20 protein-coding genes and 1 riboswitch are annotated in these 20747 nt (G+C 69.7%); of the genes, 10 read left to right on the plus strand and 10 right to left on the minus strand.

The window, feature by feature from the left end; genetic code table 11:
- Positions 1-167: 167 nt before the first annotated feature.
- The 4 genes from H9Y04_RS02725 (at position 168) to H9Y04_RS02740 (ending at position 4232) form a co-directional block, all read left to right on the plus strand.
- Positions 168-1490: an ABC transporter substrate-binding protein gene (locus H9Y04_RS02725; protein ID WP_187812008.1), complete on the plus strand. Its 1323-nt coding sequence runs from the start codon at positions 168-170 to the stop codon at positions 1488-1490.
- Between the two features lie 158 nt (positions 1491-1648).
- On the plus strand, positions 1649-2620 hold the full coding sequence (locus H9Y04_RS02730) for a carbohydrate ABC transporter permease (RefSeq protein WP_187812009.1): 972 nt from the start codon (positions 1649-1651) through the stop codon (positions 2618-2620).
- Positions 2617-3510, plus strand: coding sequence for a carbohydrate ABC transporter permease (locus H9Y04_RS02735; RefSeq protein WP_236070543.1), 894 nt, complete (start codon positions 2617-2619; stop codon positions 3508-3510). Before H9Y04_RS02730 ends, H9Y04_RS02735 begins: the two co-directional genes overlap by 4 nt.
- Positions 3511-3614: 104 nt before the next feature.
- Positions 3615-4232, plus strand: coding sequence for a hypothetical protein (locus tag H9Y04_RS02740; protein WP_187812010.1), 618 nt, complete (start codon positions 3615-3617; stop codon positions 4230-4232).
- 3 nt (positions 4233-4235) lie between these two features.
- Here the strand turns inward: H9Y04_RS02740 and H9Y04_RS02745 are convergent, their stop codons facing one another.
- Positions 4236-5747, minus strand: a complete 1512-nt coding sequence (locus tag H9Y04_RS02745; protein ID WP_187812011.1) for a DUF4246 domain-containing protein — start codon at positions 5745-5747, stop codon at positions 4236-4238.
- Positions 5748-5901: 154 nt separating this feature from the next.
- Between H9Y04_RS02745 and H9Y04_RS02750 the strand changes: the two genes are divergently transcribed.
- Positions 5902-6498 carry a hypothetical protein gene (locus tag H9Y04_RS02750; protein ID WP_187812012.1) on the plus strand — a complete coding sequence of 199 codons (597 nt, stop codon included), beginning with the start codon at positions 5902-5904 and terminating at the stop codon, positions 6496-6498.
- Between the two features lie 31 nt (positions 6499-6529).
- On the opposite strand, the gene H9Y04_RS02755 is transcribed toward H9Y04_RS02750, so the two are convergent.
- On the minus strand, positions 6530-6856 hold the full coding sequence (locus tag H9Y04_RS02755; RefSeq protein ID WP_187812013.1) for a rhodanese-like domain-containing protein: 327 nt from the start codon (positions 6854-6856) through the stop codon (positions 6530-6532).
- Between the two features lie 129 nt (positions 6857-6985).
- On the opposite strand from H9Y04_RS02755, the gene H9Y04_RS02760 reads away from it, so the two are divergent.
- Complete coding sequence (locus H9Y04_RS02760; protein WP_308800841.1) at positions 6986-7561, plus strand: TetR/AcrR family transcriptional regulator; 576 nt, start codon at positions 6986-6988, stop codon at positions 7559-7561.
- 13 nt (positions 7562-7574) lie between these two features.
- Complete coding sequence (locus H9Y04_RS02765) at positions 7575-8213, plus strand: nucleotidyltransferase domain-containing protein (RefSeq protein ID WP_187812015.1); 639 nt, start codon at positions 7575-7577, stop codon at positions 8211-8213.
- Positions 8214-8702: 489 nt separating this feature from the next.
- On the opposite strand, the gene H9Y04_RS02770 is transcribed toward H9Y04_RS02765, so the two are convergent.
- A complete protein-coding gene (locus tag H9Y04_RS02770; protein WP_187812016.1) occupies positions 8703-9077 on the minus strand; it encodes an STAS domain-containing protein in 375 nt (124 codons plus the stop codon).
- 541 nt (positions 9078-9618) lie between these two features.
- Here H9Y04_RS02770 and H9Y04_RS02775 point away from each other — a divergent pair.
- Together H9Y04_RS02775 and H9Y04_RS02780 are read left to right on the plus strand one after the other, a co-directional pair.
- Entirely contained in the window at positions 9619-9999 is a 381-nt protein-coding gene (locus tag H9Y04_RS02775; RefSeq protein ID WP_214660774.1) for a hypothetical protein, read from the plus strand.
- A 43-nt stretch (positions 10000-10042) separates the two neighbouring features.
- Complete coding sequence (locus tag H9Y04_RS02780; RefSeq protein ID WP_187812018.1) at positions 10043-10501, plus strand: ankyrin repeat domain-containing protein; 459 nt, start codon at positions 10043-10045, stop codon at positions 10499-10501.
- Between the two features lie 675 nt (positions 10502-11176).
- On the opposite strand, the gene H9Y04_RS02785 is transcribed toward H9Y04_RS02780, so the two are convergent.
- The 5 genes from H9Y04_RS02785 to gcvT all read right to left on the minus strand — a co-directional run bounded on the left by H9Y04_RS02785 (position 11177) and on the right by gcvT (position 17404).
- On the minus strand, positions 11177-12559 hold the full coding sequence (locus H9Y04_RS02785; RefSeq protein ID WP_187812019.1) for an L-serine ammonia-lyase: 1383 nt from the start codon (positions 12557-12559) through the stop codon (positions 11177-11179).
- A 191-nt stretch (positions 12560-12750) separates the two neighbouring features.
- On the minus strand, positions 12751-14400 hold the full coding sequence (locus tag H9Y04_RS02790) for an APC family permease (RefSeq protein ID WP_187812020.1): 1650 nt from the start codon (positions 14398-14400) through the stop codon (positions 12751-12753).
- Between the two features lie 164 nt (positions 14401-14564).
- Positions 14565-15824: a serine hydroxymethyltransferase gene (gene glyA, locus H9Y04_RS02795; RefSeq protein WP_214660775.1), complete on the minus strand. Its 1260-nt coding sequence runs from the start codon at positions 15822-15824 to the stop codon at positions 14565-14567.
- Positions 15825-15836: 12 nt separating this feature from the next.
- Entirely contained in the window at positions 15837-16214 is a 378-nt protein-coding gene (gene gcvH / locus H9Y04_RS02800; protein WP_187812021.1) for a glycine cleavage system protein GcvH, read from the minus strand.
- Between the two features lie 74 nt (positions 16215-16288).
- The gene (gene gcvT, locus H9Y04_RS02805) at positions 16289-17404 is read right to left on the minus strand and encodes a glycine cleavage system aminomethyltransferase GcvT (RefSeq protein WP_187812022.1); all 1116 of its coding nucleotides are present in this window, start codon (positions 17402-17404) and stop codon (positions 16289-16291) included.
- A gap of 154 nt (positions 17405-17558) precedes the next feature.
- Positions 17559-17655: riboswitch (glycine riboswitch) on the minus strand.
- Between the two features lie 246 nt (positions 17656-17901).
- On the opposite strand from gcvT, the gene H9Y04_RS02810 reads away from it, so the two are divergent.
- Positions 17902-18597 carry an AAA family ATPase gene (locus H9Y04_RS02810; protein ID WP_187812131.1) on the plus strand — a complete coding sequence of 232 codons (696 nt, stop codon included), beginning with the start codon at positions 17902-17904 and terminating at the stop codon, positions 18595-18597.
- Positions 18598-18665: 68 nt separating this feature from the next.
- On the opposite strand, the gene H9Y04_RS02815 is transcribed toward H9Y04_RS02810, so the two are convergent.
- Positions 18666-19415, minus strand: a complete 750-nt coding sequence (locus H9Y04_RS02815; protein WP_187812023.1) for a prolipoprotein diacylglyceryl transferase — start codon at positions 19413-19415, stop codon at positions 18666-18668.
- Positions 19416-19532: 117 nt separating this feature from the next.
- Positions 19533-20738, minus strand: a complete 1206-nt coding sequence (locus tag H9Y04_RS02820) for a hypothetical protein (protein WP_187812024.1) — start codon at positions 20736-20738, stop codon at positions 19533-19535.
- Positions 20739-20747: the final 9 nt, after the last annotated feature.

Genomic DNA, 20747 nt, shown 5'->3' on the forward strand with positions numbered 1-20747 from the left:
CGCACACAGCTGCGCAGTTGGCCGCCGCGAGGCCCGCAGGCAGGGCGAGGGGCCGGTAACGATTGGGTATCGCGAAGGAAATCGGCGCTTTACCGGTTCACACATCGCTGACATAGTGCCGTCAGCCGCTGGGGCCTGAGCCGTAACCCTTGGAAGGAGTTGGGCATATGAGGAGGAAGCCGCTGAGTGCGGTGCTGCTTGCCACCGCGCTGCTGACCGTCGCGGGGTGTGGTGGTGGCGGGGGAGCCTCGTCGGGGGAGGCGGCCACCGCTCCCAAGGATCCGGACAAGGTGTCGGGCACGATCACCGTGCTCACCAACCGTACGGACCTCGTGCAGGACGACACGATGGACAAGTACGCCGCCGAGTTCAACAAGATCTATCCCAAGGTGAAGGTGAAGTTCCAGGGCCTCACCGACTACGAGGGAGAGGTCAAGATCAGGATGAACACCGAGGACTACGGTGACGTCCTGCTGATCCCCGGCGTGGTCGCCAAGGGCGACTACCCCAAGTTCTTCGCGCCGCTCGGCGACACGAAGGACATGGAGGGCAAGTACCGCTTCACCGGCAAGAGCGATGTGAAGGGCAAGACGTACGGCATAGCCAACTTCGGCACCGTCAACGGTCTCGTCTACAACAAGGCCGTCTGGGAGAAGGCCGGCGTCACCGAGTGGCCCACCACCCCCGCCGAGTTCCTCGCCGGCCTGGAGAAGATCAAGGCGAAGACCGGTGCCGCGCCGTACTACACGAACTTCAAGGACGGCTGGCCGCTGAGCAGCCCCTGGACCAACAGCATCGGCTCGGTCAGCTGTGACGTGGGGGCCTCCGACAGCCTGGCCGGCTCCGACAAGCCGTGGGCCAAGGGCGGCGACCTCAACGTCATCGACACGCTCCTGTACGACATCGTCCACCGCAAGCTGTCCGAGAAGGACCCCGCCACCACCAACTGGGAAGGCTCCAAGGCCCAGTTGGCGAAGGGCGAGATCGGCAGCATGCTGCTCGGCTCCTGGGCCGTGAACCAGATGCGCGCCGAGGCCACCAGGCTGGGCGAGAACCCGGACGACATCGGCTTCATGCCCTTCCCGGTGCAGAAGGACGGGAAGTTCTGCGCCACCATGCTCTCCGACTACCAGCTCGCCGTGAACACCCACTCGGAGAACAAGGAAGCCGCCCGTGCGTGGATCGACTGGTTCACGGAGAAGTCCGGTTTCGCCGCGAAGGAGGGCGGGGTTCCGGCCCTGAAGTCCGCGGGGATGCCCGAGGTCGTCAAGCCGTTCGAGGACAACGATGTCACCTTCGTGGAGCGTTCCGAGGCCAAGACGGAGCAGGTCAACGCCATCGACAACGCCTCCGAGATCGGTCTCGCCAAGCCGGACTACCGCCAGAAGCTGATCGACATCGCCCGTGGCGCGGAGAAGGGTTCCCTGCAGGACTACTTCGCCGAGCTGGACAAGCGCTGGGCCGACGCGGCCGCGATCGCCGGCAGCTGAGCGGCGATCGCCGGCAACTGGACCGCGATCACCGGCAACCGAGCCGCGATCACCGGCAACTGAACCGGACACGCGCGTGGGGCACGGCCCTCCCCGAGGGGGGGCCGGGCCCCACGCCCGCACGACGTTCGAAGCGGATCACGAGAGGCCGTCCGACCATGACCGACACCACGTCCAAGGCGCCGCCCGCGCCGCTGCGCCGGCCCGCACCGGCGCAGCGGCGCGGGGCGCGGCGCAAGGCACCGCCCACCCGTTCCTGGCGTGATCATCCGCTGCGGCGGATCACGCCGTGGCTGTTCCTGCTGGCGCCGCTGGCGCTCCTGATCACGTTCACGTATGTCCCCGTGGGCAACATGATCTATTACAGCTTCACGGACTGGGACGGGGTGAGCCCCGACCGGAACCACACCGGCCTGGACAACTACATCCAACTGTTCACCCGGCCCGAGCTGTTCAGGGTGTTCTTCGTCAGCCTCTACTACCTCGCGGCGTCGGCCGTGCAGATCGTGATCGCGCTCTACTTCGCCACGGTCCTCAGCTTCGACCTGCGCTTCCGCAATCTCTTCAAGGGGATCCTGTTCTTCCCCTACCTGATCAACGGTGTCGCCATCGGGTTCGTCTTCCTCTACTTCTTCCAGGACGGCGGCACGCTCGACTCGATCCTGTCGTGGTTCGGCGCCGACGGGGACCGCGCCTGGCTCGGTGACCCCGAGTCCGCCAACACCTCGCTCGCGGGGGTGTCCGTATGGCGGTTCACCGGGCTCAACTTCGTGCTCTTCCTGGGCGCGATCCAGTCGATCCCCGGTGAGCTCTACGAGGCGGCCCAGCTGGACGGCGCGAGCCGCTGGCAGCAGTTCCGGCACATCATCGCGCCGAGCATCCGGCCCGTCCTGAGCCTCAGCGTCATCCTGGCGATCTCCGGCTCGCTGGCCGTCTTCGAGATCCCGTACATCATGACCGGCGGCGCCACCGGCACCCAGACCTTCGTCATCCAGACGGTGAAGCTCGCCTTCCAGTTCAACAAGACGGGCCTGGCCTCGGCCTGCGCCGTCGTGCTGCTCCTGATCATCCTGGCGGTCACCTGGCTCCAGCGACGGATCGTGCCCGACGACAAGGTGGACCTGGTATGACCACGCTGACTCCCGACCGGCGCGCCCGAACCGCGGTGCGCAGGCAACGCACCGGCGCCGCGGCGCGCCGGCCCCGCCTCGGCACGGCCCTGACGTACCTCTCGCTGGTCGTCGCCTCGCTCGTGGTGCTCGTGCCGCTGGCCGTCGTCTTCCTCACCTCGCTGAAGACCTCCCGCGAGGTGGCCGACGGCGGCGCGCTGAGCCTGCCGTCCAACTGGTTCAACTTCGCCAACTACGTGACCGCGTTCCACGACGGCAAGATGCTCACGGCGTTCGGGAACACGGCGTTCATCCTGCTGTTCTCGATCACCGGCACCGTCCTGATCGGCTCGATGACGGCGTACGCGATCGACCGCTTCGACTTCCGGCTCAAGAAGACGGTCATGGCCCTCTTCCTGATCGCCACGCTGGTGCCGAGCGTCACCACCCAGGTCGCGACCTTCCAAGTGGTCAACAGCTTCGGTCTGGTGGACACGCGCTGGGCGCCGATCCTGCTCTACATGGGCACGGACATCGTGTCGATCTACATCTTCCTGCAGTTCATCCGCGGGATCCCGACCTCGCTCGACGAGGCGGCCCGGCTCGACGGCGCGAACACCTTCACCATCTACCGCAAGATCATCCTGCCGCTGCTCAAGCCGGCGATCGCCACCGTCGTCATCGTCAAGGGCATCACGACGTACAACGACTTCTACATCCCGTTCCTCTACATGCCCTCCGAGGACAAGGGCACGATCTCCACCGCGCTGTTCCGCTTCAAGGGTCCCTTCGGCGCGCACTGGGAGAACATCTCGGCCGGGGCGATCCTGGTGATCGTGCCGACCCTGCTCGTCTTCCTCTTCCTGCAGCGCTACATCTACAACGGGTTCGCGCAGGGGGCGACCAAGTAGGCCGTCAGTCAGGGGTGTTGGGCGCAGGCGGCTGAGCGGATACGCAGACGCACTGAGTACGGCTACTCATGTGAAGACGGTCCGCGAAGCCGCATCGTACGGGCATGCGATCAACACTCCTTGCGAAGAAGTCCCTGGTGGCGGCCGCGCTCGGCGCCTTCCTGCTCACCGGCCCCGGCGCGCAGCACGCCACCGCCGCCCCTGCCGGCGCCGTCACGGTCACCGATGACGCGGAGTTCCGCTTCCTCGAACTCGCGGACCTCATCGCGCAGTCCTGCTCGCTCTCCTTTCCCACCGCCACTTCGGGCACGGCCGTGACGTCCACCGCCACTTCGGGCACGGCCGTGACGTCCACCGCCACCTCGGGCACGGCCCTGACGTCCACCGTCGACCCCGTCGCGCTGACCTGGGACGAGGAGTGCGCCGCGCAGCGCCACCGGAGCCGTATCCACAAGGCCTTCTCGGGCACGGACCTCGCCTCGTACGAGGCCCTGCGCGACAAGCTGACGACGCTGAGATATCCGGCCGCACGGATCCACCGCATGCCGGACTTCTCCGGAGAGCCGGTGGTACGGATCGACCTGCGCGTCGGCGCCGGTCACCTGGCCGTGCAGGTGACCGGCATCGGCAACGGCGTGATGGTCGAGGCGTTCGGCGCTCCGGAGGGCGTGAGCGTCACCGACGTACGGCTGGAGCGTGAGGTGGACTGGCCCTCCTCCTGACCCTCAGTGCTCGCAGAGGGAGAACTCCCGCTCGTAGAGCTGCTCGTTGTGCTCGTCGACGAAGAACTTCCTCTCCTGCATGAGCTGTTCGCGGTAGCCCTTGGCCTCCTCCAGCGTCATGGTCGAGGTGGCCGCCCAGGGCTGCTGCGGCGGCACATCGGAGGTCGAGACGATCCTTTCCGACGGGTCGACCAGGAAGAACGCGAGAATCTTGCGATGCCCCGGCCGCGCGGGGTCCGCGAGCCGGAACGGGCTCACACGGTGCTGCAGCACATTGGGGAACGCGAGGCAGCGGCCCGCGGGGGTCGCTGCCGAGCCGAGGACCTGGTTCAGCGCCTCCTCGTTCTCCAGGCCGTAGACCTCACGCATGCCGTTGTCGTCGTTCTGCTCGTACTGCGGCTCGTCGAGCGCCGTCCGGAAGCCCAGCCGGCTCTCGGTGATGTTCTCGCTGTCCCAGTAGTAGAGGCCGGTCGAGACGATCCGCTCGTTGAGCATCCCCTCGACATGCCAGGAGCCACCGCTGTACTCCGGCTTGTCCGGCGTGAGGTGGATGGTGGCGAGCTTGACGATGACCTGGAGGCGCCGGCCGCGCAGATCGACCCGGGCGAAGTCCTCGGGCACCTCGGGCGGGGTGAAGGCGGGGGCGTCGGGGACGACCGGCCGGCGATCGCGCCACCAGTCGTCCATCGCCTCCTCATGGGCGAGGACGGCCGCTTCGTAGGCCTCTTCGTCGCTGAAGTCGTCCTCGTCCGGGTACTCCGGTTCCACCGCGTCGTACCACCCGTACGGATCGGCCTCGATCCGCAGCGGCCGCGGGTGGCGCAGATCGGTGAGCACATTCTCGAAGAGCGGGCGCATACGCGCGAACAACTCCGGCAGTACGGCGGTGAGTTCGCCATGCCGCTCCGGGTGGACGTTGTTCACATACGAGAGGAAGGCGGCCTCGCCGTCGGCGCCGACCTCCACGTCCGCGGGCAGCCACTGGAATTTCTCCGAGAACTCGTGCCGAGAGGACTGGCTCGTCGGATTGCGCCAAGCCTCTTCCGGGGCGCCGCTGACCCCGCGCACCAGGCAGAAGAGGGAGGGATGCACCAGGTCGAGCACCTGTCCGCCGGACCCGGGATGCCAGTCCCGCTCGTCCTCGGGCACGTCCTCGAGCACCCGGACGGCCTTGCGCAGCCGGGAGTTGAGGTCCTCGTCCACCAGAGTGTCCGACTGCCACACCCCGTCGACGGCGGAGACCTCGACGCCGGTGTGCGGGTCGCGTATGGACGCGTAGTGCGCGAGTTCGTCGAGCACGTACCGCACCTGCGCCTCGGTGAGTCCCTGCGCCACCGCCTCTTCGGTCCACTTGGCGACGATGCCCGGATCGTTCCTCTTCTCGAACCAGCCGGGCTTCGCCCGCAGCTGGGCGCTGCACTGCATCATCTCAAGCTCCCGCAGCGTCAGGGGAGTTGCGAACAGCACGGAGCGGGATGCCTCGAAGGGCAGGGGGAAAGCGGACAGGCCAGACACTGCGGTGTTCCTCCCGGTCGGGGTGCGGTGGCGGGAAGACTACTGGGGCGCACTGACACCCCCTGTACCCCGTACGGCCGAGTGAAGAGGCCGCCGGCGGGCGCGCGGCCAACACTCGTACCGGAACGCACCACCGGAGGAACCGAGGAGTGCCATGCGGGGATTACGCCGTCGTACGGCAGGGCTGCCGGCAGCCGCGGCACTGGTCGGTCTGCTGACGGCCGCGGCACCGCCCGGTCCGCCCGCACCCGCGGTCCGCGCGGCCGGGGCCCCGGCTCCTGCCGAGGTGCGGTGCGCCGGCGGAGTCGCGGGCCTCTCCCTGCAGCCGGGCCTCTCGGTGGTCGGCGACCGCCAGCAGTCGTGGTCCGGCAGCGGTCTGTCGACCGGCTGCCGCACCACGACGCCGGGCGCCCAGATCTTCTCCGTCACCGCCGGCTTCCAGGGCTCCGGCAAGGGCTCCTGCATCCCTGCGTTCGGCATCCCGAACGGCGCGATGCACGGGACCCTGACCTGGGACGGCATCGGCCTCCCTGACGCGCAGAGCTACTTCGTGGGCACCGTGAAGCTGACCTGGACGGGCGTGGTCTTCTCCGGGCTGATCACGCAGGGCGCGTTCACCGGCGGCCAGGTGCACGCCACCGCTTCCTGGGATGTGTCCGGCAACATCGCCACCGCCGTGACCGGCTGCCTGGCCGGCGGCTACACGAACATCACCGGGACCTGGGACACGCTGGCGGTCTCGGCTCCCTGACGCCCGGGGCGAGTGTGCCGGAGTGCACCGGTCACACGGACTCGGTGGGCAGCCCGGCCGCGGTCCAGTCCTCGATGCCCTCGCGGTACTTGCGGACATCGGTGTACCCGAGAGCGGTCAGGCGGTCCGCGATCTGCGTGCTGTTCGCGCAGGCCGGGTTGGAGCAGTACGTGACGATGGCGGCGTCCCGGTCCGGGAGCAGCTCCGCGGCCCGGGCGTCGACCTCGGCCGGCGCGAGCGGGACGGCGCCGGGCAGATGCTGCTTGGCGTAGTACTCGCCGCCGAGTGCGTCGACGACGGTGACGGTGCCCGCGTCGATCGCGGCCTTCAGTTCGTCGCGGGAGATGAGCGCGGCCATGTGGAACCTCCGAGTGAAGGGGACTACAGTCCGGTTATGCCTTCCGACCGTAACGGACCGCGGTCCGCTTCCGCAATGCCTTCGGGGCCGTCGCTTACGAGTGCTTCGCAGTCGGTGTCTGTGGAGCCGGTGTCCTTGGAGCTCCTGCGGACGCGGCCGCCCAAGGAGCGCGCCGACGCGGCCCGCAACCGCGCCGCCGTCCTGGAGGCCGCGTCCCGACTGTTCGCCGAGCACGGCGTCGAGGCCGTCTCGCTCGACCAGGTCGCCAAGGAGGCGGGCGTCGGCAAGGGCACCCTCTTCCGCCGCTTCGGCGACAAGTCCGGTCTCGCCACCGCACTCCTGGACGCCCGCGAACGCGCCCTGCAGGAAGCGATCCTGTCCGGCCCGCCGCCCCTGGGCCCCGGAGCGCCGGACGCCGAACGCCGCGTCGCCTTCGTCGAGGCCTACCTCGACTACCTCCTGGACCACCTCGCCCTGGTCCGGATGTCGGAGACCTCGTCCCCGGGCGCCCGCTACCGCGTCGGCGCCTACCGCTTCTGGCACCACCACCTCACGATCCTGCTGCCCGAAGCCGAGGACCCCGCCTACTCGGCCCACGCCCTCCTCGCCCCCTTGGCCGCCGAACAAGTGACGGCTCTCCTGCCGGAGTTGGGCCCGGACCGCATCCGCGCGGGCCTGGCCCGCCTGGCGCGCACCTGCACGTGAAACGGACGGGACGATGACCGAACCCCCGCTGCCGGACGGCGTAGTTCTCGACGAGCAGGAACGGGCGGCCCGCTGGGCGGACGCCTGGCGGCCGGAGCAGGTCGCGGAGCGGCTTGAGGGGGTCGAGGCGCCCTGGTGTGTTGCTGCCGGGTGGGCGCTGGACCTGTTCCGCGGGGAGCAGTCGCGGCCGCACGGCGACTTGGAGATCGCGGTGCCCGTAGGCGGCTTCCCGGAGATCCGGGACCGATTCCCCGAGTACGCGTTCGACGCGGTGGGCTCGGGGCGGCTCTGGCCGGAGGGCGGCGCAGAGGCGCTGGCGGCCACGCACCAGACTTGGGTACGGGACCGGCCGAGCGGCCGGTTCCTGTTCGACGTCTTCCGCGAGCCGCACGAAGGCGGGACGTGGATCTGCCGGCGGGACGACCGGCTGCGGCTGCCGTACGGCGCGATCGTCGAGCGCACGGCGGACGGGATCCCTTACCTGGTGCCGGAGTTGGTGCTGCTCTTCAAGGCGAAGGCGCCACGCCCGAAGGACGAGGCGGACTTCGACGGGGTGCTGCCGGCGCTGGACCGCACCCGACGAGAAGCACTCAGGCGGTGGCTGGACCTCGTGCATCCCGGGCATCGGTGGCTCGGGGATCTGGGGGCGTGAGAGGCGCGCGGAGCACACAACGGCCGCCGCGCACAACGCACAACGACCGGGACCGAAGGCGCCAACAACAAGATCAAACTCCTCAAGCGGCAGACCTGCGGACGCGCCGGACGCGCACGCCTCCGCCACCGCATCCTGCTCGATCAGCCACCAGACCCAGCCGATCAACAGCTACGAAATTCTTGTCAGAGCCAAGAACGAGACAGCCCCGCGCCCGGAGTTCCGCCGCATCGTCCTCCCCGTGGACCTCGGCGGGGCGGACTCCCGCGCACCCCGGGCGCTGATGAGGACGATCGGTGCGAGGATCTCGGTGGAGGGGAGCCGCCATGTCCCCGCACCTCACGGCCGTCGCCGGCGCGGGCTCGAAGCCCCCGGCGGCGGCCGTCGGTTCCCCAGGTCCGGGCACCGCTCCTCGTACTTCGACACTACGCGGCCTTCGCAAGGAAGTCCCTGCGCTCAGCAGGCCGACCACGGGGCGCAGCTGTGCCTCTACTCGCGGGCGGGGCTGCGTTCACGCAGGGCGTCGTCCAGGGTTCTGGTCGGACTGAACCGTTCAGTGAGCCGAAGGACGCGGAGTATTCGCAGGGTGAGCGGATGGGGACAGACCAAAAGGAGCTCCCCGCCACGTTCTTGGAGGCGGCGGTCTGTGCGGCAGAGCAGGGCGAGGCCGGAGCAGTCGAAGAAGGTCACTGGGGTGAGGTCGATGACGAGCAGGGTCTCGGGCGGGGTGGTCACCGCGTACAGGTAGGGCCCGATGGTCAGCGCGGCTTCGATGTCGATGTCGCCGTGGAATTCCACGATGGTGTGCTCGCGGACCCGGTAGGTGCGCAGGTGGCCCGTGTTGGGGGGAACACCGTCGATCATGGCGCCATCCTCAGTACGGACGGCCCTGACTTCGGGGCCGGTGGTCGGATCGGACAGGGGCCACCGGGGTCCGGGGTGACAGCGTGGGGTGAGCGTATGGGGAGGGCTATGGCGAGGGGGCCGAAGAAACGGTTCTCACGGCCGGTGATGCCCCCGTTGGGGTGAATGCCAACATGACGGCTTGACATGGATCGGGAGTCAAGGGCAAGCGCATGCCGCCGAGTTGGGGCTGCGGGAATGGTCCGGCCCGAGGTGCTCTGGACGCGCAGGGTGATGCGCCCTAGGTTCGACGGTGGCGCCCCAGACCCTGGCCCGAATGGGTTTTCACGCAGGCCGCCGGGGTGTTGAACTGGCCCCACCCCTGCGGCCTGCGTCCCCGTTCGCATGTGCCCGCCGACGCAGGGGAGGCGTCAATGGGAAATGCCATCCAGGTGGGGGCTCTGCCTCGTATCCTGAACGAGATTCACGAACAGGCGGTTTCGGTGGGGCCACTCTTTCGCTGACGCTGGAAAAGCGCCGCCTTCCGGGCACCAATCAGACCGTGGGCGAGATGGCCGGTGCGGCACTCACCACGATCGGCGCCCCGGTCTGGCTGGTCAAACACATGGAGGACGCGGCCCGTGTTGCCGCGCACTACGTCGTCGGGCACAGCACAGCTACCAGTTACCGGCTCCAGATCACCGCCGATCACTCGCGCATCACGGTCGTGGTCACCGATTATGACGGCCAGGGGACGGCCGGGGCTCCGGCCTGGTTGGCGGTGGGCCGGGACAACACCCTCCAGCCGAACGGGCGCTCACCGGGTATCGATGCGCTGTCCGGCAACTCCAATGCTGTGGACGGCCTGCGCCTGTACCGCACCCCGGACGGCCACGTACGGCTCGGCTGCCACGCTCCGTGGTCCGGGCCGTCCGGCAAGTGACCTCGGTTTCCCGCGCCTGGCCCGATCGGAAGGGGAGTTGACCGTGCACTCCGCAGAATTGACTGGTCTGGTGGACAAGCGCGAGTACGGCGCTGCGCTTGACGCGATCCAGCGGCCGCCCTGCCGTATTGCTGCCGCCCAAGGGGGTTTCGATGACCTGGTGGCTGCCCTGATCGATCGCGGCGCCGACGTGAACGCTCGCAATGACGACGGAGCCAGTGCTCTTCTTGAGGCGGCGCGGAATGATCACGGCGGCGCTGTCGGCGTACTTCTGGGTGCCGGCGCAGAAGTGGACAGCGCCGATCGCTGGGGGCATACCGCGTTGATGGTCGCGGCCGGCTTCGCAAGCGTCGCCGTCCTGCGGCGGCTCGTGATGGCCGGAGCCGATCCGAAGGCTCAGGACAAGCGAGGCCGCAGTGTCGTGAACTATGCGATAGAGAGCGACAACCAGGAAGCAATCACATACTTGAGCACGCTGGGCGCCGGAACCACCCGGCTTTGAGCGGGTGCGCGGACGACGGCATCGATGCGAGCGATCTGCTGTTCGGCGAACCTTCGCGGTCTCTGCGCCGGCTCGGGGTGGTTGGCAGTAGGGATGGCACGCCGGCGATTCGGGCCAGTTGGCCCCATGCCGGGGCCAGTTGTCTGAGGCATATGTCGGTGCGGCGGGCGTACAAAGGAGGTAGAAGTTCCCCGCCCTGAAGACCGGACGGCGCTTCGTTCCCCCACGGCGCCTAGGCGCGGAGCGGGCGGGCTTCACGGCAGCGATCCAGCTGCCGGGCGGCGGGCCGCTGCCGCGGGAATGCAGCGGCCCGCACGTTCGGCTTCACGTCCGAGGCCGCTACCGGGATGTGGGCGCTGTGCGGGGGGCGCCGAAGAAGTTCGAGGGGCAGGGTGGCCGGGCTGCCTGCGCAGGCACGGGTAGGCACATCACGGGATCGTGAAGCATTCGGAGGGCTGGGGCACGAGGACTGTTGACAGCAACGCTCAACGAGCCGCGGCCGGTGTCCCGCCCCGGAAAACAGGGCGGGACACCGGCCGTTTCAGCGCGTCTCCCGGGGAGTCTCTGGGGAGAATCCATCCCGCCCGGAGAGTGTCCGGGGAGCGCGGGCCCGATCAACAGAGCGACAGTCGACACTGTGTAAGACGGATAGAGCTGCAGCTCAGGCGTATTTGATCAGCACTCGATCACGTTGACCGCGAGCCCGCCCCGAGCCGTCTCCTTGTACTTGACCTTCATGTCCGCGCCCGTCTCCTTCATGGTCTTGATGACCTTGTCGAGGGAGACCTTGTGCGAGCCGTCGCCGCGCATCGCCATCTTCGCGGCGGTGACGGCCTTGACCGCGGCCATGCCGTTGCGCTCGATGCACGGGATCTGCACGAGGCCGCCGACCGGGTCGCAGGTGAGGCCGAGGTTGTGCTCCATGCCGATCTCGGCCGCGTTCTCGACCTGCTCCGGGGAGCCGCCCAGGACCTCGGCGAGGGCGCCGGCCGCCATCGAGCAGGCCGAGCCGACCTCGCCCTGGCAGCCGACCTCGGCGCCGGAGATGGAGGCGTTCTCCTTGAAGAGCATGCCGATGGCGCCGGCGGCGAGCAGGAAGCGGACCACGCCGTCCTCGTCCGCGCCCGGCACGAAGTTCATGTAGTGGTGCAGGACGGCCGGGAGCACGCCCGCCGCGCCGTTCGTCGGAGCGGTCACCACACGGCCGCCGGCCGCGTTCTCCTCGTTCACCGCCATCGCGTAGATCGTGGTCCACTCGCCGCGGTGCAGCATCGGGTCGCCCTCGGCACGCAGCTGGCGGGCCTGCGCGGCGGCGCGGCGCTTGACGCGCAGGCCGCCCGGCAGGATGCCCTCGCGGGACATGCCGCGCGAGACACAGGCCTGCATGACGCGCCAGATCTCGAGCAGACCCTCGCGGATCTCCTCCTCCGTACGCCAGGCCTTCTCGTTCTCCAGCATCAGCGAGGAGATGGACAGGCCCGTCTCGCGGGCCAGACGCAGCATCTCGTCGCCCGAGCGGAACGGGTACTTCAGGACGGTGTCGTCCAGCTTGATCCGGTCCTCGCCGACCGCGTCCTCGTCCACGACGAAGCCGCCGCCCACCGAGTAGTAGGTCTTCTCCAGGAGCGGGGCGCCGGTCGCGTCGTACGCGAAGAGCGTCATGCCGTTCGCGTGGTACGGCAGCGAGCGGCGGCGGTGCAGGATCAGCTGGTTCGGCTCGTCGAAGTCGATGACATGCGCATCGCCTATCTCCGCGCCCATCAGCCGCAGCTTGCCGCTCTGGCGGATGCGCTCGACCTCGTCGTCCGCGGTCTCCACGTCGACCGTACGGGGGGAGTGGCCCTCCAGGCCGAGCAGCACCGCCTTGGGGGTGCCGTGGCCGTGGCCCGTGGCGCCGAGCGAACCGAAGAGCTCGGCGCGCACGGAGGCGGTCTGGGCGAGCAGACCGTCCTTCTTCAGCCGGCCCACGAACATACGGGCCGCCCGCATCGGACCGACCGTGTGCGAGGAGGACGGGCCGATGCCGATGGAGAAGAGGTCGAAGACGGAGATTGCCACGGTGGCGGACTCCCTTGTCTGCTCGTGGGGTGTACGAGGGGTGCGGTCGTGCGGGGTGGTGCTGCGGTGGTACGGGGTGCACCAGGGGTGCGTATGTACGGATTGTGTCCGACAGACGAGCCTAACGCGGTCCGGCGCCGGGCTCGTCTGCCGGGAGGTGACCATCAGGTCACACCTGAGGGTCCTGAGGGTCAGGCCTTGGCGAGCTCACGCTCACCGGCAGCCTCCGGGACAACGGGTTCCTCGGCCGGGGCGTCCAACACCGGGTCCGGACCCGGCAGCCCCGCCATGTGGGCCTTGATGCCGGCCCGTACGGCCCAGAAGTAGAAGCCGAGGGCCGAGACGCCGACCAGCGCGATCGCCACGCCGCCCGGGATCCAGCCGTAGCCGCCGAACTCCTCGCCGCCGATCGCCGAGAGGAAGCCCAGCCACAGCAGGAAGGTGATCAGCCACCAGGCCGGGGCGAACTGCTCGCGCAGGTTCGCGCCCTTGCGCTTCAGGACCACGGCCGCGATCGGGGCGGCGATCAGCGTGAGGACGACGACCTTGCCGGTGTCCGGCCACTTCGTCCAGTACAGGGCGCAGGCCGCGAAGGCGAAGGTCAGCGGGCACAGGATGCGCGCGGCCGGCAGCCGGAACGGACGCGGCAGCTCGGGCTTGGTCTCGCGGAAGACACCGACGGCGATCGGGCCGATGAGGTACGAGACCACCATGGCGGCGGAGACGACCGCGGCCAGGGCCTCCCAGCTGTGGCCCACGGTGAAGAGCAGCACCAGGGCGAAGGCCAGGTTCAGCCACATCGCGGGACGCGCGTTGCCGTACTTCGGGTGGAACTCGCGGATCTTCTTCGGGAAGAAGCCCGACTGGGCGAGGTTCGCGGCCATGTACGAGGCCGAGGAGACATTGCCGATGTTGGCACCGGACGGCGAGATGAAGGCGCCGAACTGCAGCATCATCACGACCCAGTGCAGGGCGAGGATCTTGGCGAGGTCGGCGAACGGCGAGGCGAAGTTGATGCCGTGCCAGCCGCCGTTCGCGGCGAGCTGCTCCGGCGGTACGGCGCCGAGGAAGGCCACCTGCAGGGCCAGGTAGATCACGAGGCCGAGCGAGAGCGCGCCGAGCAGAGCGAGCGGGATCGCGCGGCCCGGGTTCTTGGCGGCGCCGCCGAGGTTGACCACGGCCTGGAAGCCGTTGAAGGCGAAGACCACACCGGAGGTGGTGACCGCGGTCATCACGGCCGACCAGCCGTTGGGCGCGAAGCCGCCGTGGTCGGTGAAGTTGGAGGTGTGGAAGCCGGAGGCGATCAGCGCGGCCACGGCGAGCACCGGGATGGCGAACTTCACCAGGGTGAGCATGTTGTTCGCCTTGGCGAGCACGGCCACCGACCAGTAGCAGGTCAGCCACAGGACCACGGTCAGGACGAAGGCCATGCCCATGCCGGCGGTGGTCAGACCGCCGTCCTCGACCAGGCCCTTGGCCCAGCCGAAGTTCCAGGACGCCATGTACTGGGTGGAGGCGATGGACTCGATCGGGATCAGCGCGGCGATCGCGATCCAGCACGCCCAGCCCGTCATGAAGCCGAGCACGGGGCCGTGCGAGATCGAGCCGAAGCGCGCCATGGAGCCCGGCAGCGGATAGGCCGCGCCGACCTCCGCGTACGACATGGCGATCATGCCGATGAAGACGGCGCCGATGACCCAGGCGATGATCGCGGCGGGTCCGGCCACCGACGCCGCGGTGCCCGCGCCGAAGAGCCATCCGGAGCCGAAGATCGAACCGAGCCCGATCATGATGAGGGCGAAGAGGCTGAGCCCCTTGCGGTTGCCCGCGCTCATATCCATGGGTTGCGCACCGTCCTGCTGGATCGTGAAATTTCCTTATCCCGACCGTATTTGCGCTCATCTGCGGACAGTGCTGCTCTTCGCCCGGTATATGGGGGTCGTAAGTCACGCCAAAGGGCCCGGCCTGTGGATAACCACAGGCCGGGCCCTTCCGTACGTGCGTTTTACAGCGCGGGGTACAGCGGGTGCTTGTCGGCGAGGGCCGACACCCGTGCCTTCAGGGACTCCACGTCGTACGAAGGCTTCAGCGCCTCGGCGATGACGTCCGCGACCTCACGGAAGTCCTCGGCGTCGAAGCCACGGGTCGCGAGCGCCGGCGTACCGATGCGCAGACCCGAGGTCACCATCGGCGGGCGCGGGTCGTTCGGGACCGCGTTGCGGTTGACCGTGATGCCGACCTCGTGGAGCCGGTCCTCGGCCTGCTGGCCGTCGAGCTCGGAGTCGCGCAGGTCGACGAGGACCAGGTGGACATCCGTACCGCCGGACAGCACGTTGACGCCCGCCGCGCGCGCGTCCTCGGAGGTCAGACGCTCGGCGAGGATGCGCGCACCCTCGATCGTCCGCTCCTGGCGCTCCTTGAACTCCGCCGAGGCGGCGACCTTGAAGGAGACCGCCTTGGCCGCGATCACGTGCTCCAGGGGGCCGCCCTGGAAGCCCGGGAAGACCGCCGAGTTGAGCTTCTTCGCGAAGGTCTTGTCGCGCGACAGGATGATGCCGCCGCGCGGACCGCCGAGGGTCTTGTGCGTGGTGGAGGTGACCACGTCCGCGAACGGGACGGGGTTGGGGTGCAGACCCGCCGCCACCAGACCGGCGAAGTGCGCCATGTCGACCCAGAGCAGCGCCTCGACCTCGTCCGCGATCCGGCGGAACTCGGCGAAGTCCAGGTGACGCGGGTACGCCGACCAGCCGGCGATGATCACCTTCGGGCGGTGCTCCTTGGCGAGCCGCTCGACCTCGGCCATGTCGACCAGGCCGGCGTCGTCCACGTGGTACGGGACCACGTTGAACTGCTTGCCGGAGAAGTTCAGGCGCATGCCGTGGGTCAGGTGACCGCCGTGCGCCAGGTCCAGGCCGAGGATCGTGTCGCCGGGCGAGGCGATCGCGAACAGCGCGGCCTGGTTGGCCGAGGCGCCCGAGTGCGGCTGCACATTGGCGTACTCGGCGCCGAACAGCTCCTTCACACGGTCGATCGCGATCTGCTCGGCGACGTCCACGTGCTCGCAGCCGCCGTAGTAGCGGCGGCCCGGGTAGCCCTCGGCGTACTTGTTGGTGAGGACCGAGCCCTGCGCCTCCATGACCGCGACCGGAGCGAAGTTCTCCGAGGCGATCATCTCCAGCGTGGACTGCTGGCGCTTCAGCTCGGCGTCGACCGCGGCGGCGATGTCCGGGTCGAGCTCATGCAGCGAGGTGTTCAGAGAAGACATACGTGCAGCGCCTCAGCTTCCGGAGAACTCGGTGTACTCGTCGGCGGACATCAGGCCGTCCTGCTCGGCGGTGACGCGCACCTTGAACAGCCAACCGCCCTCGAACGGGGCCGAGTTGACGAGTCCCGGGTCGTCCACGACGTCCTGGTTGGCCTCGACGACCTCGCCGCTGACCGGGGCGTACAGCTCGGAGACCGACTTGGTCGACTCCAGCTCGCCACAGGACTCACCGGCGGTGACGGTGTCACCGACCTCGGGGAGCTGCACGAAGACCACGTCGCCGAGCGCGTTCGCCGCGTGCTCCGTGATGCCGACCGTCGCCACGCCGTCCTCGGCGGCCGACAGCCACTCGTGCTCCTTGCTGTACCGCAGTTCCTTGGGGTTGCTCATGGCCTGAATTCTCCTGTACGCGAGAAAGTGCTGGGGATGAGGGGTTACGGAGTTGCCGCAGAGGCTTGTGTGGCTTACTTCTGGCGCTTGTAGAACGGCAGGGCGACGACCTCGTACGGCTCGTGCGTGCCGCGGATGTCCACGCCCACGCCCTTTGTACCGGGCTCGGCGTGCGCGGCGTCCACGTACGCCATGGCGATCGGCTTGCCGAGCGTCGGGGACGGGGCGCCGGAGGTGACGGAGCCGATGACCTCGCCGTCGGCGACGACCTGCATCTCGGCGCGCGGGACGCGGCGGCCCTCGGCGATCAGGCCGACGAGCTTGCGCGGCGGGTTCTGCTCGGCGCGCTCGGCGGCCGCCTGCAGCGCCTCGCGGCCCACGAAGTCGCCCTCCTTCTCGAACTTCACGACCCGGCCCAGACCCGCGTCGAACGGGGTCAGCGAGGTGGTCAGCTCATGCCCGTACAGCGGCATGCCCGCCTCAAGGCGCAGGGTGTCGCGGCAGGACAGACCGCACGGGACCAGGCCGTACTCCTGGCCCGCCTCGGTCAGCGCCGTCCAGACCGTCTCGGCGTGCTCGGGCTTGAGGAAGAGCTCGAAGCCGTCCTCACCGGTGTAGCCGGTACGGGCGATCAGCGCGGGGACACCGGCGACGGTGCCCGGCAGACCGGCGTAGTACTTCAGGCCGTCGAGGTCGGCGTCGGTGATCGCCTTGAGGATCGCGGGGGAGTGCGGTCCCTGCACGGCGAGCAGCGCGTACGCGTCGCGGTCGTCGCGGACGACGGCGTCGAAGCCGGCCTGGCGCTCGGTCAGGGCGTCGAGCACGACCTGCGCGTTGGAGGCGTTGGCGACGACCATGTACTCCTGGTCGGCGAGGCGGTAGACGATCAGGTCGTCGAGGATGCCGCCGTCGGCCTGGCAGATCATGGTGTAGCGGGCGCGGCCGACACCGATCGAGCCCATGTTGCCGACCAGGGCGTAGTCGAGCAGCTTGGCGGCCTCGGGTCCGGTGACCGCGATCTCGCCCATGTGGGAGAGGTCGAAGAGACCGGCCTTGGTGCGTACGGCGTTGTGCTCGTCGCGCTCGCTGCCGTACCGCAGCGGCATGTCCCAGCCGGCGAAGTCGGTCATCGTGGCGCCGAGCGACCGGTGCAGGGCGTCGAGGGCGGTGAGGCGGGGGGCGTTGCTCATCAGAAGGGCTCCCAGGGCATGACTGGTGAGGATGATCCTCCCCATCTGTCATAAACCTGAGAGGTTCACCACGCTCCCGCGTGACGCGGGATGCGGCTTGCACCTTGGGTGGAACCGCGGGCCCGGAGGGCGACGGTTCGCTTTTCAGAGTTGCCTCGTCCACGCGGTGCGGGGCCTGAGAGATTCAAGGGAGGGGCTTGCTCCTTCGGCGCCCGGACACATGCTGTCCAGGACTCTCCCGCGTGGCTTCGAACGGCCTGTATGCAGTTGGCGCGCACATCATTGCACGTCCACCGGCGCCCGTACGACGGATGTGAGGAGCCGCTCGCGAAGCGGATGCGGAATGAGGTCGTGGCAAAGCCGGTTCACGCGTATTACCGACTCTTTACACTCGGAGGGCAGAGTGCGAGGACTGCCTCTCGGCCCCGATGGAGTCGGCTGGGAAGGGATAACCGGATCCGTGGAGGGCAGGCCCCAGTCGACCGAGGGGGAGGACGATCACCGTGCAGCACAGCAGCGCTTACGTCAGCAATGGCGTGGCGATTCCGCAGCAGGCAGGACCGGCCAGACGGCTCGCCGTCGTACGCGAGGACGGGCGGGCCGCCGTACGCGACGGTGAGCGGGCCGTCGTCCGCGACCTGCGCGGCAGGACCGGCCCCGATCGGCTGCTCTTCGGCCCCGGTGACCTGGTCGTCGTCTCCGGTCTGCCAGGCAGCGGCAAGACCACCCTGATCCAGCGCGCGGTGCGCGCACCCCGCCTCGACTCCCAGGACTCCCGCGACCGCTGGGCCGGCTTCATGCCGCGCTTCCTGCCGTACGCGGTCTACCGGCCCCTGGTGCGGATCGCCCACTACGCCCGCCTGCGCCGCACCCTGCGCTCCGGTGCCGAGGCCGTCGTGCACGACTGCGGCACCCAGGCCTGGGTCCGGCGCTGGCTCTCCCGCGAGGCCCGACGCCGCGGCACCTCGCTGCACCTGCTGCTGCTCGACGTCGAACCCTCCACGGCCCTGGCCGGCCAGCGTGACCGCGGCCGCGGGGTCTCCCGCTACGCCTTCACGCGCCACCGCGGCGCGGTGGGCCGCCTGGTCCGCGACGCCGAGAAGGGAGAGCTGCCGCCGGGGTGCGCCTCGGTGGTGCTGCTCGACCGGGAGTCGGCCGGCGGTCTGGATGTGGTGGGGTTCCGTACGGCCTGAATCCTTGCCTCAACACAGCGCACCCCGCCCCGCCTTGAGAGGCGGGGCGGGGTGCGCTGTGTTGAGGGCTACTTGCCGAACGGCATCGGCAGCGGAAGCGGCAGACCACCCGTCGGCAGACCGGTGGGCAGACCGCCCGTGGGCAGGCCCGGAACGGGCAGCGGCAGCGGCAGCGGGAGCTGCGGCAGACCGCCCGTCGGCAGACCGGCCGGCGGGGTGCCGGGCTTGAGGAGTGCGTCCGTCAGACCGGGAAGCAGCGCCGTGACGTTGCCGAGCCCGAGCTGCCCGAGGAGCGGGCCGAGCCCGACCGTGACGAGGAGCTCGACGACCACCTTGGTCGCGACCTCCACGGAGGCGCCCAGCTTCACCAGGTCACCCTTGGCGGCCGCGTCCAGGATGACCTTGACCTCGGCCTCCAGCTTCTTCTTGGCGTCCGCGAGCGCGGCCTCCTTGTCCAGCTTCTTGGGCGCATCGCCGGGCACCGGCGGCTCCGGGGCCTGCTCCTTGGCCGGCTTCGCCTGGGCCTCGGCGGGCGCGTCGACCTTCTTCGTCGCCGCGATCAGCTCCATGACCGCCTTGTCGACAGCGAGCCGCTGGGCCTCGTCGTACGTGCCCTCGGCGCCGCTCCTGGCGGCCTCGTCGATCGCCGCGTACAGCTTGTCGAGGCTGCGCTCGACCTGCAGCTCCTCGTCGGTGTCGATACGGACGTTGGCGACCGGCGCGGCTTCGGAAGCGAAGACGGGGGCCGCGCCGGCGACGGTGCCGGCGGAGAGGGCGACGGTGACGGCGAGCGCGGTGACGGTTCTGTTGAGTCGCATGGGGAGTGTGCCTTTCAGGGGTGAGCGGGGATCTTCAGTGGGGTGAGCGGAGGGAACAAGCAGGAGCGCGGCCCCGGCAGGACCGGCCTGAACGGGCCGGCCGGGACCGCACCCGGATCACGGGAACTTCGGCAGCCCGCCGAACGGCGACGGCGGGAAGAGGGGCAGCCCGGGGATCGCGGCGGGAGCGGGCGGGAAGGCCGGGAGGCCGGGGATCGCGGCGGGGGCGGGCGGCAGCGAGGGCAGCCCGGGGATCGCGGCCGGCGGGGCGGGCGGGAACCCGGGGAACGCGGCGGGGGAGGCGGTCGGCGCCGGCGGCCAGCCGGGGATCGCGGCCGGCGGGGTGGCCGGGGCGGCCGGCCAGGCGGGGATCGCGGCCGGTGAGGTGGTCGGTGCCGGCGGCCAGCCCGGGATCGTGGGCGGTGTGGTCGGCAGGGACGGCACGGGCGGCGGCAGCACCGGCGGTACGGACGGCTGCGCCGGAGCGGAGGGGTCGGCCGAGGTGTCGCCCTCGTCCGGTGTCGCACCCGTCTCGTCGGTCGGCTCGGTCTCGTCGGTCGGCTCGGTCTCTTCGGTCGCACCGACGTCTTCGGTCTCGTCCGTCTCGTCCGCCGAGTCGGTCGAGTCGGTCGAGTCCGTCGGATCGGTCCCGTCCGACTCCGCCGTCGCGTCGAGGTCCGGCTCCGGCGGCGGGGGCAGCTGGTCGAGGAACGAGCCCAGGCCCGCGGCCTGCAGCAGATCGTCGGTGAGCTTCGGGATCTTCGTCTTGGCGTCCGCCGCGGTGAGGGCATCACCGTTCAGGGCGGCCTCCTGCAGCCGCTGGATCTCCTTCTTGAGCTTGATCCGCGCGGGCCCGACCGGCCAGTCGTCGGCCTCCTTGCCGCCCGTGTCCTCACCGAGCACGGTCTCGATCTCGCGGTCGATCTCCGCCATCCAGAAGGGATCGACCGCCCCGAGGCTGGTGAGCCAGGAGTTGCTCAGGCCGTCCACGGCCTCCATCAGGTCCTCGAGATCGCGCGGCGCCGAGGGCACCTCCGGCACGTCCGGTGCGGCGGGCCCGACGGGCTGCCGAGGCTTCTCCGGCATCCCCGGCCGCTCGGGCAGCGAAGGAAGCGAGGGATTCCTGGGCATGTCGGGGCGTGCGGGAATCGCGGGCGAACCGGCGGAGGGCGGCGGGTCCTCCTGGCCCGTCAGGGGCCCGGAGGCCTGGGCCACCGCACTGCCCGGCAGCCCGAGCGCCAGCGCACAGGCACAAGCGCCGACCGCCAGCGGCAGCGTCCCGCGCCATCCGCGCGGTGCCTTCTTGGCCCGGTGCGCCGTCATGGAAAGTCC

Source organism: Streptomyces polyasparticus, assembly GCF_014493765.1.
GTDB classification, from domain to species: Bacteria; Actinomycetota; Actinomycetes; order Streptomycetales; family Streptomycetaceae; genus Streptomyces; species Streptomyces polyasparticus.